12 protein-coding genes and 5 pseudogenes are annotated in these 16,559 nt (G+C 50.6%); 8 read left to right on the forward strand and 9 right to left on the reverse strand.

Annotated elements, in window-relative coordinates; translation table 11 throughout:
* The first annotated feature begins 13 nt into the window (after positions 1–13).
* Positions 14–1,456, forward strand: a complete 1,443-nt coding sequence (locus tag KQP84_RS14055) for a serine/threonine protein kinase (protein WP_215846982.1) — start codon at positions 14–16, stop codon at positions 1,454–1,456.
* 163 nt (positions 1,457–1,619) lie between these two features.
* Here KQP84_RS14055 and KQP84_RS14060 read toward each other — a convergent pair.
* Positions 1,620–2,296: pseudogene (locus tag KQP84_RS14060) on the reverse strand (gamma-glutamylcyclotransferase).
* Between the two features lie 216 nt (positions 2,297–2,512).
* On the reverse strand, positions 2,513–2,743 hold the full coding sequence (chaB, locus tag KQP84_RS14065; RefSeq protein ID WP_215846983.1) for a putative cation transport regulator ChaB: 231 nt from the start codon (positions 2,741–2,743) through the stop codon (positions 2,513–2,515).
* Positions 2,744–3,114: 371 nt separating this feature from the next.
* On the opposite strand from chaB, the gene chaA reads away from it, so the two are divergent.
* Positions 3,115–4,206 carry a sodium-potassium/proton antiporter ChaA gene (gene chaA, locus KQP84_RS14070; protein ID WP_215846984.1) on the forward strand — a complete coding sequence of 364 codons (1,092 nt, stop codon included), beginning with the start codon at positions 3,115–3,117 and terminating at the stop codon, positions 4,204–4,206.
* Positions 4,207–4,278: 72 nt separating this feature from the next.
* Here chaA and kdsA read toward each other — a convergent pair.
* The 6 genes and pseudogenes from kdsA to hemA all read right to left on the reverse strand — a co-directional run bounded on the left by kdsA (position 4,279) and on the right by hemA (position 9,590).
* Positions 4,279–5,132 (reverse strand): annotated as a pseudogene (gene kdsA / locus KQP84_RS14075) (3-deoxy-8-phosphooctulonate synthase).
* 26 nt (positions 5,133–5,158) lie between these two features.
* Positions 5,159–5,968, reverse strand: coding sequence for an invasion regulator SirB1 (gene sirB1 / locus KQP84_RS14080; protein ID WP_215846985.1), 810 nt, complete (start codon positions 5,966–5,968; stop codon positions 5,159–5,161).
* The gene (locus KQP84_RS14085) at positions 5,965–6,363 is read right to left on the reverse strand and encodes a SirB2 family protein (RefSeq protein WP_215846986.1); all 399 of its coding nucleotides are present in this window, start codon (positions 6,361–6,363) and stop codon (positions 5,965–5,967) included. The genes sirB1 and KQP84_RS14085 overlap by 4 nt, the downstream gene beginning before the upstream one ends.
* Before the next feature lie 12 nt (positions 6,364–6,375).
* A complete protein-coding gene (gene prmC / locus KQP84_RS14090) occupies positions 6,376–7,209 on the reverse strand; it encodes a peptide chain release factor N(5)-glutamine methyltransferase (protein WP_215846987.1) in 834 nt (277 codons plus the stop codon).
* Entirely contained in the window at positions 7,209–8,291 is a 1,083-nt protein-coding gene (gene prfA, locus KQP84_RS14095; protein WP_215846988.1) for a peptide chain release factor 1, read from the reverse strand. The genes prmC and prfA overlap by 1 nt, the downstream gene beginning before the upstream one ends.
* A gap of 42 nt (positions 8,292–8,333) precedes the next feature.
* Positions 8,334–9,590, reverse strand: coding sequence for a glutamyl-tRNA reductase (gene hemA, locus KQP84_RS14100; RefSeq protein WP_215846989.1), 1,257 nt, complete (start codon positions 9,588–9,590; stop codon positions 8,334–8,336).
* Positions 9,591–9,806: 216 nt separating this feature from the next.
* Here hemA and lolB point away from each other — a divergent pair.
* From lolB to KQP84_RS14120, 4 genes and pseudogenes are all read left to right on the forward strand, one after another.
* Positions 9,807–10,432, forward strand: a pseudogene (gene lolB / locus KQP84_RS14105) (lipoprotein insertase outer membrane protein LolB).
* Positions 10,429–11,297 (forward strand): annotated as a pseudogene (gene ispE / locus KQP84_RS14110) (4-(cytidine 5'-diphospho)-2-C-methyl-D-erythritol kinase). Before lolB ends, ispE begins: the two co-directional pseudogenes overlap by 4 nt.
* 125 nt (positions 11,298–11,422) lie before the next feature.
* Positions 11,423–12,369 (forward strand): annotated as a pseudogene (gene prs, locus KQP84_RS14115) (ribose-phosphate diphosphokinase).
* Between the two features lie 231 nt (positions 12,370–12,600).
* A complete protein-coding gene (locus KQP84_RS14120) occupies positions 12,601–13,752 on the forward strand; it encodes a GGDEF domain-containing protein (protein ID WP_215846990.1) in 1,152 nt (383 codons plus the stop codon).
* On the opposite strand, the gene ychH is transcribed toward KQP84_RS14120, so the two are convergent.
* A complete protein-coding gene (gene ychH / locus KQP84_RS14125) occupies positions 13,749–14,027 on the reverse strand; it encodes a stress-induced protein YchH (protein WP_215846991.1) in 279 nt (92 codons plus the stop codon). The two genes, KQP84_RS14120 and ychH, sit on opposite strands and share 4 nt — an antisense overlap.
* Positions 14,028–14,253: 226 nt before the next feature.
* On the opposite strand from ychH, the gene pth reads away from it, so the two are divergent.
* Entirely contained in the window at positions 14,254–14,874 is a 621-nt protein-coding gene (gene pth, locus KQP84_RS14130; RefSeq protein ID WP_252515283.1) for an aminoacyl-tRNA hydrolase, read from the forward strand.
* A gap of 108 nt (positions 14,875–14,982) precedes the next feature.
* Positions 14,983–16,074 (forward strand): redox-regulated ATPase YchF, encoded by a 1,092-nt coding sequence (gene ychF, locus KQP84_RS14135; protein WP_215848293.1) that lies wholly within the window; start codon positions 14,983–14,985, stop codon positions 16,072–16,074.
* Positions 16,075–16,559: the final 485 nt, after the last annotated feature.

A 16,559-nucleotide genomic window follows, 5' to 3' on the forward strand; every position in this document is an offset into this window, starting at 1 on the left:
CAGAGAGTTCACTATGTCGGCTAATGATAATCAAAAAATGGTTCCGAATGCTCTGCCTGACGGTTACCGGTTTAATGAGTTTGAGATCAAGGAAGTGATTGGTGGTGGCGGCTTCGGCATTGTCTACCGCGCATGGGATCATCAGTTAGAACGCACCATCGCAATCAAAGAATACATGCCGGTTTCACTGGCGCAACGCGCCACGGATTTGTCACTTGAACTGCGTGGCGAGCGTTTTCAAAAATTATTTAATGCCGGACTGAACAGCTTTATTCAGGAAGCTCGTCTGCTGGCGCGTTTTAATCATCCCGGCTTGCTGCACGTGTTGCGCTTTTGGGAAGAGAACGGCACCGCGTATATGGGCACGCTCTATTACAGCGGCATGACGCTCAAAGAGTGGCAGACAACCAGCCCTGAATCGATTTCGGAAGCCTGGATTCGCCGCCTGTTGCCGCCGCTGTTAGGCGCCATTAATACCATTCATCAGGCGGGTTATCTTCACCGTGATATTTCGCTCGATAATATCCAGATTCAAGATAATCAATTGCCGGTGTTGCTCGACTTTGGATCAGCGCGCAAAGAGATTGGCAATTTATCGGATGAAACCGAGATTATGCTCAAACCCGGCTTTGCGCCGATAGAGCAATACAGTGAAGAAGGCGAAGTGGAACAAGGTCCCTGGACCGATATCTATGCGCTGGGTGCGGTGTTACACAGCCTGATTACCGGTAATCCGCCACCGGTGAGCGTAGTGCGCTGCATTGAAGATAACTATCTCCCGTTGGTTGAGCGCAAGCTGGAAGGTTTTTCGCTGTCGCTGTTGCACGCGGTAGATTGCGCATTAGCGATGAAGCCAGGCGATCGTCCGCAGAGCGTAGATGCATTCGCTGCCCTGATCGACTTGCCGGTCAGCGACGTTGAAGCCGTGGTTAACAGCCTGCAAGCTGCGGCGGATATGCCGCCCGCGCCGGTAGTGGTGGCTGAAGAGCCCGTTGACGCACCGGAACCGGTGGTGATGGCGGTCAATCACGGCGCATCCATCATTGAGCCGGTCACGCCTCGCAACGTTCGTCGCCTGTCGCCGGGTTTGTTGGGCATCGCTGGCGTGGCATTGCTGGCTGTCATTGCCGTAACATGGATGGTGAATAAGCGCAGCGTTGCCCCAGTGGCTGAGAACACATCCGTAGCGCCAACGACCTCGGCAAACTCGCCAGCCTCCAGCAGCGTTGCCGCCGTGCCTGTCGCTTTGGCCACGGTTTATCTCAAGCTGGGGAATGGTGAAAGCATCGTGTTGAATGGTCAACCGCTTGAAGTGAAGCCGGGAAGCAGCGGTTTTGCGGCATTGAATCTGGCTGCGGGCCAATATCGCCTGGAAGTGCATGCGGGCAACATCACGCACACGCAATCTCTGACCATTGATAAACCAGGCACCTGGTTAATTAATCCAGGAAATTAACGCTTAACCTTTTAGTGAAAAAGCTTGCCTGATGCAGAGTAAATCGCCGACTCGTTGGCGCTTTACTCTTCAGGCGAGTTTTTCTTAAACGGAAGCACTATCGCCCTCTTTAACCAAACAATTTCCTGATTTAGGCAACCGGGCAGCACACGCAAACGGTCAGTTATCCTTGCGCCTGATTGCAACAAGATTGCAGCGCCCGCACCTGATGCGCCAGCCGACTCAAGTTTTCCTCTTCCATCCCGCGCTTTGCCAACTCCTGCTCCAATGAAAACAGGTATTGCGCATTGGAGCCGAGCGGCCCAGTCGCGGCGGCAATTAAGGGGCAATCGCATCCGGGCAAGAATCGGATTCATACAGCGGATGACGCGGATCCATGATAAACGCCAACGCCGTTACGCTACGACCATCATCCAAAGCGAGTTCGCACCAGGTTGGCAAATAGCAACCGGTAATCATCTCGCGCTTCCACAGCAACGCCAGCTCTTCATGCAGGCGTGCTTCCGGCAAACGAAAGGCCAATCCGCTAGTTTTGCCGCCCTCTTTCAGCGCTAACATGCGACCGGGATGACTTGATGTTCCGCGCCCCGCAATCAAACGCAGGCAAAAGGCGCGATGCCAGCCTTCCAGTGAACCGGATGCGACTTCATCCGCTTCAAAAATAGGGTTCCACATCAGAGAGCCGTAGCCGAAGATCCATACCGGGCTGTGATCGGGACGGCATGCCAGTGTGGCCGCCAGTGAAGCCGCACGCTGCTCGCAACTCCATAACAACGTCTCTTCGATATCACCGAACGACGTTTTACAATCCGCTTTTAATAAAAATTCCCGAGTTAACAATCTGACCTCCTCGACACGTTTGACGTCCTGTCTGAATGACTCACCTCTTGTGCTGACCTAAAGCGATCTCGCGCTTCGTTCTATAAAACGACAGTAATTCATTTTTATTGAGGGTTACAAGCGTGATGGTGCTCACAAGATAAAAAAAGAAGGCGAACCTTTTGGGAAAAAATTAAAAAAGGGCCAGATTTTTCTGGCCCCGAAGGGAATGAGCACTCAATGCTTGGGATGCCACTTATTATCTTCACCTTTTTCGTACTCTTTTTTCACGGCTGACCAGGCAACTTTATGCGCCACCTCTTCTCGCGAGTCATCGCCGCGACGATCCTCTTCATCTTTATATTGCGACCAAGCGCTATTAAACGCCTCTTGATAGATATCTTGCGCATGTGCGGGTAGCACATGCTTAACGCTGTCCGGTAATCCACTTCGGCTACTGTAAGGCATAACTCCTCCTGTGTTTAACACCGACTTTAAGTTTGGTCGAAGTTGGGAAAATCTCAAACTTGAGTTAATACGACCTTAGCTTATTAAACGAAATTTAAACGAGATAAAATGCATTAATCCACCTTAAACAAGAGGATTAATCGATTGATAAGTGCAAATAGCAGAATCACATCCTGCTGATTAATAATCATTAAAAGCAGATAACAGCTTCTTAATTCCGTTTTAACAAAATTATTGCTTAAAGTAAAAACCAGTAAATATTTACATCTTATGACGGTTAAAAGTTAAACTGGTTAAGTTGATTATTTTCATTATATTTTACGGGTGCGCTAACACGTTCCGTCTATTTGAACAGCTTAAGAGGATGGTGAATGCCAACACATGAGAAAACGCGTCACAAGGAATTCTGGCTGATATTTCCCCTCATCACGCTGGGTGTCCTCTATTTTTTTAGTGGACAAACTTCAATGCCAATCGTTATTGGCATTAACTTGTTGGCGCTGATTGCTATTTTAAGTAGTGCTTTTAGCGTAGTACGACATGCCGACGTGCTTGCGCATCGCTTGGGTGAACCTTATGGATCACTGATTCTCAGCTTGTCGGTGGTGATCCTTGAGGTGAGTTTAATTTCGGCATTGATGGCAACGGGCGACGCAGCACCCGGATTGATGCGCGATACGCTCTATTCAATCGTCATGATTGTCACCGGTGGATTGGTAGGTTTTGCCTTACTGCTGGGTGGGCGCAAATTTGCTACCCAATATGTGAATCTGGCGGGCGTTAAACAATATTTGATTGCGATTTTTCCGCTGGCTATTTTGGTGTTGGTCTTTCCCAATGCCCTGCCAGGCGGTAACTTTACTACGACGCAAGCGCTGATTATTGCCGCCATTTCTGCGGCGATGTATGGCGTATTTTTGCTGATTCAAACCAAGACGCATCAAAGTCTGTTTGTCTATGAACATGAAGATGACAGCGACGATGGCGACCCGAGTCATGGTAAACCGTCCGCACACAGCAACGTTTGGCATACAGGATGGTTGATCGTCCATTTAATCGCCGTGATTGCCGTGACCAAAATGAATGCCAACACGCTGGAGTATTTACTTTCAGAGTGGAATGCACCGCAGCAGTTCACCGGTTTCCTGGTGGCGCTGTTAATTTTGTCGCCGGAAGGTTTAGGCGCAATCAAAGCGGTGTTGATGAATCAGGTGCAGCGAGCCATGAATCTCTTCTTTGGCTCAGTCCTGGCGACTATTTCATTAACCGTTCCAGCGGTAACCATCATTGCTACGTTGACCGGCCAGGATCTGATATTTGGACTTGAGCCACCGCAAATGGTGATCATGATGGCATCACTGATTCTGTGTCAGATCTCCTTCTCCACCGGCCGCACAAACGTGTTGAACGGTGCAGCACATCTGGCGCTGTTTGCCGGTTATCTGATTACCATCATGTTGTAATTCAGCCGACTGATGCAGCTTATTCAGCGCGAAAAAAGAGCGATTCCTCGCTCTTTTTCTTTTTGCGGCTGATTACTTACTGGTGTCGAGTTCCGGGAAACTTTTTACCAGCTCATCAATCGCTTTCATCTGCGCCAGGAACGGCTCAAGTTTGTCGAGCGGCAGCGCTGATGGGCCATCGCACAGCGCGTTAGCGGGATCAGGATGCGATTCGATGAACAAACCTGCAATGCCAACCGCCATACCCGCGCGAGCCAGCTCAGCAACCTGCGCACGACGTCCACCTGAAGCAGCACCAAACGGATCGCGTGTTTGCAGCGCATGCGTGACGTCGAAAATCACCGGGCTGTTGTTGGTGACTTTTTCATCACGTTAAAGCCCAACATGTCGACCACGAGATTGTCGTAACCGAAGTTGCTGCCGCGATCGCAAAGAATCACTTTATCGTTGCCGCCTTCCGCAAATTTATCAACGATATTGCCCATCTGGCTCGGGCTGACGAACTGCGGTTTTTTCACGTTGATAACGGCACCGGTTTTCGCCATCGCTTCAACCAGATCGGTTTGACGCGCCAGGAATGCCGGCAACTGAATAACATCAACCACATCCGCAACCGGCTGCGCTTGTGAAGCTTCATGCACATCCGTGATGATTTTCACGCCAAAGGTCTGCTTCAGCTCCTGGAAAATCTTCATGCCCTCTTCAAGGCCTGGGCCACGATAAGAGTGAATAGATGAACGGTTCGCTTTATCAAAAGAAGCTTTGAACACGTAAGGAATGCCGAGTTTTTCGGTCACTTTTACGTAGTGCTCGCAGATGCGCATGGCGAGATCGCGTGATTCCAGCACGTTCATACCACCAAACAGTACAAACGGCAGATCGTTTGCAACCTTGATATCACCAATACTCACGACTTTCTGTGTCATGCCCTTTCCTTATCTGTGAAGGCGCCTTAATGCAGCGTCACTTGTTTTTGTTCAATTGCGTGTATCTGAACTTTAATCATTTCGCTAACCGGATCTTCAGGACACTGTTCAACGAAGTACGTTAAATCAGTGAGCGCGATATGTTCGCACTCGAGCTGCGCGTAGATCAAACCGCGATCGCGAATTTCATAAGGATCATCAGGATCAATACGCAGCAGAACCTGGCTCACATTCAGCGCCAGCTCCATCTGCTTCTCTTCCATCAATGCAGCTTTCAACGTATCGAGCATCTTGCGCATTACGCTGACTGTTTTCGCGCCGTCCAGATCATCGTCATACAGACGTGCGGTTGGGCTGATATTGCCTTTTAACCACACTTCAAGCGTATGTTTATCCAGCGTTTCGCCATTGAAAGGATTGATCAGCCATTTGTCACCATCAATCCAGTCGGCACGCAGAATAAGCTGGGTTGGAAAAATAACCGGCATCAGCGGCAGTTCTAACTCGGCAGCGATGTGCAGCAGAATGACGCCCAGCGACACCGCTGTACCCTGACGCGTTTTCAGTACGTTATCTAACCACAGCGCATCTGAAAGATTGTATATGCCGCTTGCCCCGCCAAATCCCCATTGGCGATAAAACAGTTCAAGCAGCTTTTCGAGTTGCAAATCGGCATCTTTTTCGCAGCTGACATACTCGCGTGCTTCAGCCACTAAGGCCGCCAATTGCGCTTCCACTGACAACGCCGGGAAATCGGCGCGGATGGCAAGCGTGGCACCAATCACCGCTTCACACAGCGGCGTCTGGCTATAATCTAATTGTTCGGTGGCGGTCATACGATCCCCAATAACGGCATTTTGGTTACCGCCAGCTTGATGACTATCACCAGCGCGATTAACGCCACAATAAAGGCGATCCAGCGGGTGCGGTCAGTTCGCGGACGACGACTCAGTGCCACGGAAGCTAAGGCGATGTAGATGATAACCCCTAATAGCTTCTCAGTCAGCCAGCTTCCTTGCGGAGAAAAAGGGTAAAAATGGGTGATCATAACTAACATGACGCCCGTAATGAGCAGCAAAGTGTCATTAACGTGCGGCAGAATGCGTACCCAGCGGCGCATCATCATGGCAGAACTGCTGCGTTGCCAGTAAAAACGCAACAAGAAAAGTGTGATAGTGATCGCCACCGTGAGCAGGTGTAAATGTTTGATCAGAGGATAATAAGCAAACATGTCAGTTCCTTGTTAATTTGCCAGTTGACCAAAGGTCACGCGCGGATTACCGCCATAATCATTTGCCGTTGCCACGGCTTGATAACCGTTTTCAATCATCAACTGGCGCACCGCGTGTTCCTGCTGCCAGCCATGTTCCAACAGCAACCAGCCGCCCGCGACTATCCAATGCGGGGCTTGTTCAATCAACGTTCTTAAATCAGCTAACCCCGCTTCCTCTGCCACCAAGGCGCTGCGCGGCTCAAAGCGCACATCGCCCTGTCCGAGATGGATATCATTGGCATCGATATAAGGTGGATTGCTAACGATAAGATTGAAACGGCTGGGGGCAAGGTCACGGAACCAGTGACTCAGCGAAAACGAAGCATTAGAAAGTCCGAGCTGTTCGGCATTAAGCTGCGCCAGCTCCACGGCCGCTTCGATACGATCTACACCTACCACCTGACAGTCGGGACGTTCGCTGGCTATCGCCAGAGCAATCGCGCCGGTGCCAGTGCCAAGATCGAGTATGCGAGAAGGCGTAGCCGGTAGACGCACTAGCGCCTGCTCAACCAGAATTTCGGTATCCGGGCGCGGAATCAAGGTCGCATCGTTGACGCGCAAAGGCAGCGACCAGAATTCTCGCTCGCCAATCAGATGCGCTACCGGTTCACCCTGCGCTCGACGCAGCAGTAACGCGTCCAATTGTGTAAGCTGTTGGTCGTTAAGCAACGTTTCATCAAATGCCATCAGCCAACTCCGCGATTTGCCGGTGACAAAACTCAGCAGAATCTCTGCATCGCGCTTTGGGCTGTCACCCCCGCATAAGGTCGCAATCGCGTGTTTTAGCCAGTGACGAATATCCATTAATCCTGACCAGCCAGCGCCGCCAACTGATCTGCCTGATATTCCTGCACGATAGGCTCAATCAGACTTTCCAGTTTGCCTTCCATGGTTTCATCCAAACGATAAATTGTCAGGTTGATACGATGATCTGTGACGCGCCCTTGAGGAAAGTTATAGGTGCGGATTCGGTCAGAACGATCGCCACTGCCCAACAGGTTGCGACGCGTATTGGCTTCTACCGCGTGACGCTTTGCCATCTCTGCCGCGTGAATACGGGCACCCAACACCGCCAGTGCTTTGGCTTTGTTTTTATGCTGTGAACGCTCGTCCTGACACTCCACAACGATGCCGGTTGGCAAGTGAGTAATACGAATCGCAGAATCGGTGGTGTTGACGTGCTGACCGCCCGCGCCCGATGAGCGGAAAGTATCAATTTTCAGATCGCCCGCGTTGATTTCCGGCATCTCTTCTTCTGGCAATTCCGGCATCACCGCCACGGTACAGGCTGAAGTATGAATACGCCCTTGTGATTCGGTTTCTGGAACGCGTTGCACACGATGACCACCTGATTCAAATTTCAGCCGGCCATAGGCGCCTTCACCAATGAAGCGAGCAATCACTTCTTTATAGCCGCCATGCTCGCCTTCGTTGGCGCTGACAATCTCTACGCGCCAGCGACGCGCTTCGGCGTAGCGGCTGTACATACGAAACAGATCGCCAGCAAAGATCGCGGCTTCATCGCCGCCCGTGCCTGCCCGGACTTCAACAAAACAGGCGCGTTCATCATCGGGATCTTTCGGGAGCAGCAAGACTTGCAGCTGCTGTTCCAGCGTTTCACTTTGCTCACGCGCCTGCTGCAACTCTTCCTGCGCCATATCGCGCATTTCGGGATCGTCGAGCAGCATTTTGGCGGTTTCAATATCTTCTTGCACCTGCTGCCATTCACGGAAGCAGCGAGTGACATCACTGAGTTGTGCATATTCGCGCGAAAGCGCACGGAAACGATCCTGATCGGCAATCACAGCCGCGTTGCCCAGCATAGCTTCCACTTCTTCGTGGCGCTCCTGCAGCGCTTCCAGTTTGGCAACAATTGAGGTTTTCATTTAAATGTGGGATTCCCGTAACAGGTGGCAACAGCCAGTTGTCTACTCGAGACCCAGGCTGTCGCGAAGAATCTGCAGGCGTTCTGAATCGCCGTCGCGGGCGGCCTGCTGAAGAGATTTGGTTGGTGCGTGAATCAGGCGATTTGTCAGTTTATGCGCCAGTTCCTGCATGACTTTCTGCGGATCGGCACCTTGCTGCAAGGCCTGCAATGCGCGGCCTTCTAGCTCAGCGCGAATGTCTTCCGCCTGTGAACGGTATTCGCGAATCGTGTTAACTGCGCCTTGTGCACGCAGCCAGGCCATAAATTCGCCACTCTCCTGTACCACGATGCTTTCAGCCTGAACCGCCGCTGCTTTGCGCTGCGCCAGGTTCTGCTCAATGATCGCCTGGAGGTCGTCTACGCTATAAAGGTAGGCGTTGGCCAGTTTACCCACTTCCGGTTCGACATCACGTGGAACAGCAATGTCGACCAGTAACATCGGTTGGTTACGACGCGCTTTCAGCGCACGTTCCACCATGCCTTTACCGATAATCGGCAGCGGGCTGGAAGTGGAAGAGATAATAATGTCAGCTTCGGCCAGGCGTGAATCAATGTCTGCCAGGCTAATGACTTCCGCGCCCACTTCCGCGGCCAGCGTTTCAGCACGCTCGCGGGTACGGTTAGCGATAATTAATTTTTTAACCTGATGCTCACGCAGATGGCGCGCCACCAGCTCAATGGTTTCACCTGCGCCAACCAGCAGCACATTAACCGTTGAAAGGGACTCGAAAATTTGGCGTGCCAGCGTACAGGCAGCGAAAGCCACAGAAACGGCATTAGCACCAATTTCCGTTTCAGTACGCACGCGTTTGGCAACAGAGAAGGTTTTCTGGAACATGCGCTCCAGCTCACTGCTCAGTGCATGACCGCGCTGAGAATCAGCAAAGGCTTTTTTAACCTGCCCCAAAATTTGCGGTTCACCCAGCACCAGCGAATCAAGACCGCTGGCAACGCGCATTAAATGACTCACCGCTTCGTTGCCATGATGCCAGTAAAGGCTGTTGCGCACGTCATCTTCATCCAGCTGATGGTACTCACACAGCCAGCTCACCAAACGCTCCTGGAGGTCAACCTGTTGCTCTACACTCAGGTAAAGTTCGGTACGATTGCAGGTCGACAATACCACGCCGCTCTGCACCATTGGCTGAGAGAGCAAGCTATTTAAAGCCTGCTCCAGCGTCTCCGGCCCGAACGATACACGTTCGCGCAGAGCAATGGGGGCAGTTTTGTGATTGATTCCAAGTGCGAGCAGCGTCATGGTGATTTGAGTTGGGATGTCCCAATAATGTCAGGGTTTTGTGAGGCGCATTCTACAAGATGCAACAGATCAAGAAAAGCCATACAAAGCCTATGACTGTAATAAGATTAACCTGAAGGTATGCAATTTCGCGTATAACAGCATTGACTGCTTAAATGCGGATGGTTAGCGTTATCCGTTACGAATTAAAAACGTGTCTGAGGAGATGACCACTTGATGCTTAATTCCCCACGCAATCTGTTGCGCCTTTTACCCTTGCCAGCGTATTACTGGCCGCCTGTAGCGTTAACAAACCGCAACAAGGTCCGGGGCCAAGCGTTACCGCGCCACAGTGGCAACAGCATCAGCAAGCGGTCACAAAAGTGACGCATTACCAGACGCGCGGCGCGTTTGCTTATTTATCGGACAAGCAAAAAGTCTACGCCCGTTTTAACTGGCAGCAAACCGCACCCGATCGCTATCGCTTGCTGTTAACCAATCCGCTGGGCAGCACTGAATTGCAGCTTGATGCGCAAGGTTCGGTGGTGCAATTAGTGGATAACAAAGGCAAACGTTACGTCAGCACTGACGCTGAAAAAATGATTTCGCAATTAACCGGTATGGATATTCCGCTGGCTAACCTGCGTCAGTGGATGATGGGTTTACCGGGTGACAGCAAAGCGTATCAGTTGAACGACCAGTATCAGCTAAGCAGCCTTAACTACAGCCGTGATGGGCAACAATGGCAGGTCACTATCTCGGATTACGACAGCAAGGTCACGCCACCGCTGCCGGCTAATCTGGAGCTGAAAGAAGGCGACCAACGCATTAAATTGCGCATGGACAGCTGGACCGTTCAATGATCACTACCTGGCCTGCTCCGGCAAAACTGAATCTGTTTCTTTACATCACTGGCCGTCGTCCTGACGGCTATCACAACCTGCAAACGCTGTTTCAGTTTCTTGATTATGGTGACACACTGCATATCGAACCTGACCAAAGCGGCAACATCAACTTATTGACGCCGGTTGCGGGTGTGTCCGATGAGCAGAACCTCATTGTGCGGGCCGCTAAACTGCTCAAACAGGCTGCAGAGACATCAAATCCACTGCTTGCTCAGGCTGGTGCGCGAATCAGTATTGAGAAAACGTTACCGATGGGCGGCGGTTTAGGGGTGGCTCATCAAATGCGGCAACAGTTTTAGTCGCGCTAAATTATTTATGGCAGTGCAATTTAACATCAGACGAGCTGGCAAAACTGGGCCTGCAATTAGGTGCCGATGTGCCGGTTTTTGTTGAAGGTTTTGCTGCATTTGCTGAAGGCGTGGGTGAGCAGCTACAGCCCGCCCAGCCTGAGGAAAAGTGGTATCTGGTGGCACATCCTGGCGTCAGCATTGGTACGCCTGAAGTGTTCAATGATCCGGGCTTAACGCGTGACACGCCTGTGCGTGATTTAGCAGCGCTTTTAGCTGCTCCATTCAGCAATGATTGTGAAGCAGTGGTAAGAAAACGTTTTCGTGAGGTTGATGAGCTTGTTTCCTGGCTGCTAGAATACGCGCCGTCGCGCCTGACTGGCACCGGTGCTTGCGTGTTTTCTGAATTTGACACCGAGTCCGCCGCACGTCAGGTGCTGGAACTTGCTCCGAAAGGAGTACGTGGTTTTGTAGCAAGAGGTGTTAATGTCTCTCCGCTACGGCGTACACTTTCCGAGCGACCAGCGACTGCGTGACAGTGTCACCACGTTCCAGACACTGCACGTTTCGCATTAACACACCCGTGTGAACGCCTATGACTGTATTCGCCGGTTACTGTCATGACGTTCATTCTCTGGACGCAAAGCCTGAGGTTCTTCTCGTGCCTGATATGAAGCTATTTGCTGGTAACGCCACCCCGGAACTAGCACAACGTATTGCCAACCGCCTTTACACCAGCCTGGGAGACGCCGCAGTTGGCCGTTTCAGTGATGGTGAAGTAAGCGTACAGATTAATGAAAATGTACGCGGTGGTGATATTTTCATCATCCAGTCCACCTGTGCTCCAACCAATGATAATTTGATGGAACTGGTTGTGATGGTCGACGCGCTGCGTCGTGCTTCTGCTGGTCGTATTACCGCAGTCATTCCTTACTTTGGTTATGCCCGTCAGGATCGCCGTGTGCGCTCTGCGCGTGTGCCGATCACCGCCAAAGTGGTGGCAGACTTCCTTTCCAGCGTTGGAGTTGACCGTGTTCTAACGGTTGACCTGCACGCCGAGCAGATCCAGGGCTTCTTCGACGTCCCGGTTGATAACGTATTTGGCAGCCCGATCCTGCTGGAAGACATGCTGCAGATCGGTCTGGAAAATCCGATTGTTGTTTCCCGGACATTGGCGGCGTAGTGCGTGCTCGCGCTATCGCCAAACTGCTGAACGACACCGATATGGCAATCATCGATAAACGCCGCCCTCGCGCGAACGTTTCTCAGGTTATGCACATTATTGGTGACGTTGCTGGCCGCGATTGCGTGCTGGTCGACGACATGATCGACACCGGCGGCACGCTGTGCAAAGCGGCTGAAGCATTAAAAGAACGCGGCGCAAAACGCGTGTTCGCTTACGCTACCCACCCGATTTTCTCTGGCAACGCGGTGGAAAATCTGCGCAAATCAGTGATCGATCAGGTTATCGTCTGCGACACCATTCCGCTGTCTGAAGAGATGAAATCTCTGCCAAACGTCCGTACGCTGACTTTGTCTGGCATGTTGGCCGAAGCGATTCGCCGCATCAGTAACGAAGAATCAATCTCGGCAATGTTCGAGCATTAATCTTCGCTAAACCGGGCCACGCGCCCGGTTTTTTCTTTTAAAGCACAACGCTACGTCGATTGTTCCCTGTATTAACCTGCTTTCTCATCTGATATTCCCGCGATAATTATTCACCAAAACCGTTATTGTAAAAGCCAATCACTTTTTTCATCTCAGCCTGGCATCAAGGCTTTTGCCACAAATTAATTAATGTTAATTTGCTCGGCACTTTTCACGAGAACGCCTAACACCATGAACCTCGACATTTATACCTTGTTTATATGCGAGCTCTACGTGCTGGGGTTTTTGAGTATCATCATGGTTTTTGCCTGGATGGGGTCGCAGTACGATCGCGTATTGGGCTTCACCTGCCTTTCACTGATTTTAACGCTTGTCGCGGTTTTCCTCAGTAGCTTACGCAGCATGGGTTTGCAGTTTTTACCTGTCGCAGTGGGAAATATCCTGATGATGCTCGCCTATGGCGGCTTACTTAATGCCTTTCGACTTTTTTGTGGAAAATCCATTGGAATTAGTTGGTTATTAGGCGGGTTGCTCTGGGCAGTTTTGTGCTTCTTCCCTGCATTTTACTTTTCGCTGCCCAAACGCGTGTTCGTGATATGCATCATCTGCATTATCTATACCTGCGCGCTGATACATCTTTTGTGGCTCAAGCGAGCTACGCTCAAAGTCACTTTTTGGCCCGCTCAACTGCTGTTATGGATTCACTTACTGTTTCATCTGGCGCGTATTTTTCTCGACAGTGCTGCCGCCAGCCCACTCAAAGGTGCCATTGGCGGATCGACTTTTTCGGTCTATGTCATTTTGGAATCCATCCTGTTTGTGATTGGCCTGACATTCACCATTTTGGCGATGGTTAATGAGCGTACCCAGATCGCGCACAAGCACGCGTCATTACACGATCCCCTGACCAACGTCTGGAACCGCCGCGCATTATTTAATGACTCTGAGAGAATTGTGGCACGTTGCCGACGTCAGAATAGCGCCTTCACGGCTGTCTTGTTTGACCTCGACCATTTCAAAAGCATCAACGATCGTTTTGGACACCAGCAAGGTGATCGTGTGCTGATTGATTTTTGTGAGGTAGTACAGCAGTTGTTGCCCAAAGAAGGCCGTTTTGCCCGTTTGGGTGGGGAAGAGTTTGCGGCAATTATTCCGGCACCAGCAGCAGAAGCGTGGTTATGGTGTGAGCGCGTGAGACTTGCGACGGAAAATTCTCAGCCCGACACGATCAATTATACCGTGAGCATCGGTTTTGCCTCATCTAACGACAGCGAACGCCGATTCGATATATTACTGGCGCTGGCCGATGAAGCGTTATATCGCGCCAAGGCCAGCGGCAGAAACCGTACTGAACAATATCTCACCCTCAGTGCTGTGATTTAATGTGAGGAATGGCGCGAGCGGCGGCAACGTTTATCACCGTAATGGCGCAACCAATAATAGCGATCTTCAATTTTTTCGCGTCCGCTAACGCGAGCACCCGCTAACCAAAGCAACGCGCCAATGAAGATACTGAACATTGCACCGTGCGCTAAAAACTGCGGCAGGTTAAGTGCAGGCAGCTGATTCAGAATCGAATAACCGACGCCCAGCACCATGGTTAATAGTCCCAGCACCATCAAGGTATTACCCGCCACATGAGAATGATGACGTTTCATTTTCCACCTCCATCTGTATGAGCAATTAAAACCGCACACAATGTTAACTCGTCATAAGTTTAGGCAATGGCTGGCAGCAACGTTGCGTGTGCGATCACACATCGACAACAAACGCTGACACATCTTTACGGGTAGCGTGTTGATTTAGATGAAAAATGATTAATCACCGCAATGAACTACCTTGCATTTGCAGCCTTTGTCATCTCGGCAGCAGCGAAGTAAACTAATGCCCTTTTCGTATAACAGCAGGATATTCATCGTGAGCAGCATTAAACTGATTGTTGGCCTCGCCAATCCGGGCGCAGAATATGCCGCCACGCGCCACAATGCGGGTGCCTGGTATCTGGATTTATTGGCAGAGCGCCATAATCAGTCTTTAAAGGAAGAAGGTAAATTCTTCGGCTACACGGCACGGCTGGCGATTGCTGGTGAAGATGTACGCCTGTTGGTGCCAACCACCTTTATGAATTTGAGTGGCAAAGCCGTCGCGGCGATGGCGACCTTTTACCGCATTGCGCCGGAAGAGATCCTGGTCGCACACGATGAACTCGATTTACCGCCAGGCGTGGCTAAATTCAAGCAAGGTGGCGGCCATGGCGGACACAATGGCCTGAAGGACATCATCAGCAAGTTGGGAAATAATAATAATTTTCATCGCCTGCGCATCGGCATTGGTCATCCGGGCGATCGCAATAAAGTCACCGGTTTTGTATTAGGGAAACCGCCTGCAAGCGAGCAGAAGTTGATTGATGATGCGGTAGATGAAGCCGTGCGCTGCACTGAATTGTGGCTGAAAGAGGATCGCATAAAAGCGATGAATCGTTTGCACGCCTTCAAGCCAAGCTAAACGTCCAGATCGTCGCGATTCTGTGTATAATGCGCGAAATTTTTTATTTCGTTTCCGATAAAGCATCCTGCGATGTTTTATCCATCCAGTTATAAAGGGTATCAAACCATGGGATTCAAATGCGGTATTGTGGGCCTGCCGAACGTCGGTAAATCCACCCTGTTCAACGCGCTCACCAAAGCGGGCATCGAAGCAGCAAACTTCCCTTTCTGCACCATTGAACCCAACACTGGTGTGGTGCCAATGCCAGATTTACGCCTCGATCAGCTGTCAGAAATTGTTAAGCCGCAGCGTGTGGTGCCGACTACCATGGAGTTCGTCGACATCGCCGGTTTGGTTAAAGGCGCATCCAAAGGTGAAGGTCTGGGCAACCAGTTCCTGACCAACATCCGTGAAACCGAAGCGATTGGTCACGTGGTTCGTTGCTTTGAGAACGACAACATCATTCACGTCTCAGGCAAAGTAGACCCGGCCGAAGATATTGACGTGATCAACACCGAGCTGGCGTTGTCGGATCTGGACACCTGTGAACGTGCCATTCAGCGCGTGCAGAAGAAAGCCAAAGGCGGCGATAAAGATGCTAAAGCTGAGCTGGCTGCGCTGGAAAAATGCCTGCCGCACCTGTCTAACGCCGGTATGCTGCGTTCGCTGGATCTGGATGCTGACGACAAAGCGGCTATCCGTTATCTTAGCTTCCTGACGCTAAAACCCACCATGTACATCGCTAACGTCAACGAAGACGGCTTCGAGAACAACCCGTATCTCGATCAAGTACGTGCTATCGCTGAAGCTGAAGGTTCGGTTGTAGTGCCTGTGTGTGCCGCCGTTGAATCAGATATCGCTGAGATGGAAGATGAAGATCGTGCCGAGTTTATGGAAGAGTTGGGTCTGGAAGAGCCAGGCCTGAACCGCGTTATTCGCGCCGGTTATTCGCTGCTGAATCTGCAAACCTATTTCACCGCGGGTGTGAAAGAAGTGCGTGCCTGGACTATTCCTGTTGGCGCGACTGCTCCACAAGCTGCGGGTAAAATTCACACAGACTTCGAGAAAGGTTTTATCCGTGCGCAAACCATCGCATTCGATGATTTTATTGCGTTCAAGGGTGAACAAGGTGCTAAAGAAGCTGGCAAAATGCGTTCAGAAGGAAAAGAGTACATCGTTAAAGATGGCGATGTGATGAACTTCTTGTTCAACGTCTAATCTGTTGTCTCATGAGGTTTTACTGAACCTTATGAAGATTAACAAATGCCATAAAATCCACGCCGTTGCGTGGATTTTTCATTTTAAGTGAGTATAACAACGTCACAAGAAATGAATATTTACCCTTCGGTAAATCGTGACTTTTCATCGGCACAACCTCCGCTCAGGGAACTGTTTATCATGCCGGAATTCTGTGTCTGAATGGAGCAGGATTTCAGGCAGGATCAACAGTAAGTCCAGCCCGCCCTTTTGAATATATTAACGTCCGGTGTTTATCAGAGACAGGTCTTCATATCTTCGGAAAAATAAAAAGCAAGATTAGTCTTGATGGATGGGGGTTAAGGAGAGACGAAAATATAATAACTTCATGGAATGTCATTTTCCCGATCAGAAAATGAAAGAGAATTAACCTCTTGTCTAAAAGACCTGGCGACTACGATTTTTTAATTTTCTTTTCTCGTTAATTCTTTATTATTCCATTTAGA

The sequence above is a fragment of the Candidatus Pantoea bituminis genome (genome assembly GCF_018842675.1).
Lineage (GTDB): Bacteria > Pseudomonadota > Gammaproteobacteria > Enterobacterales > Enterobacteriaceae > Pantoea > Pantoea phytostimulans.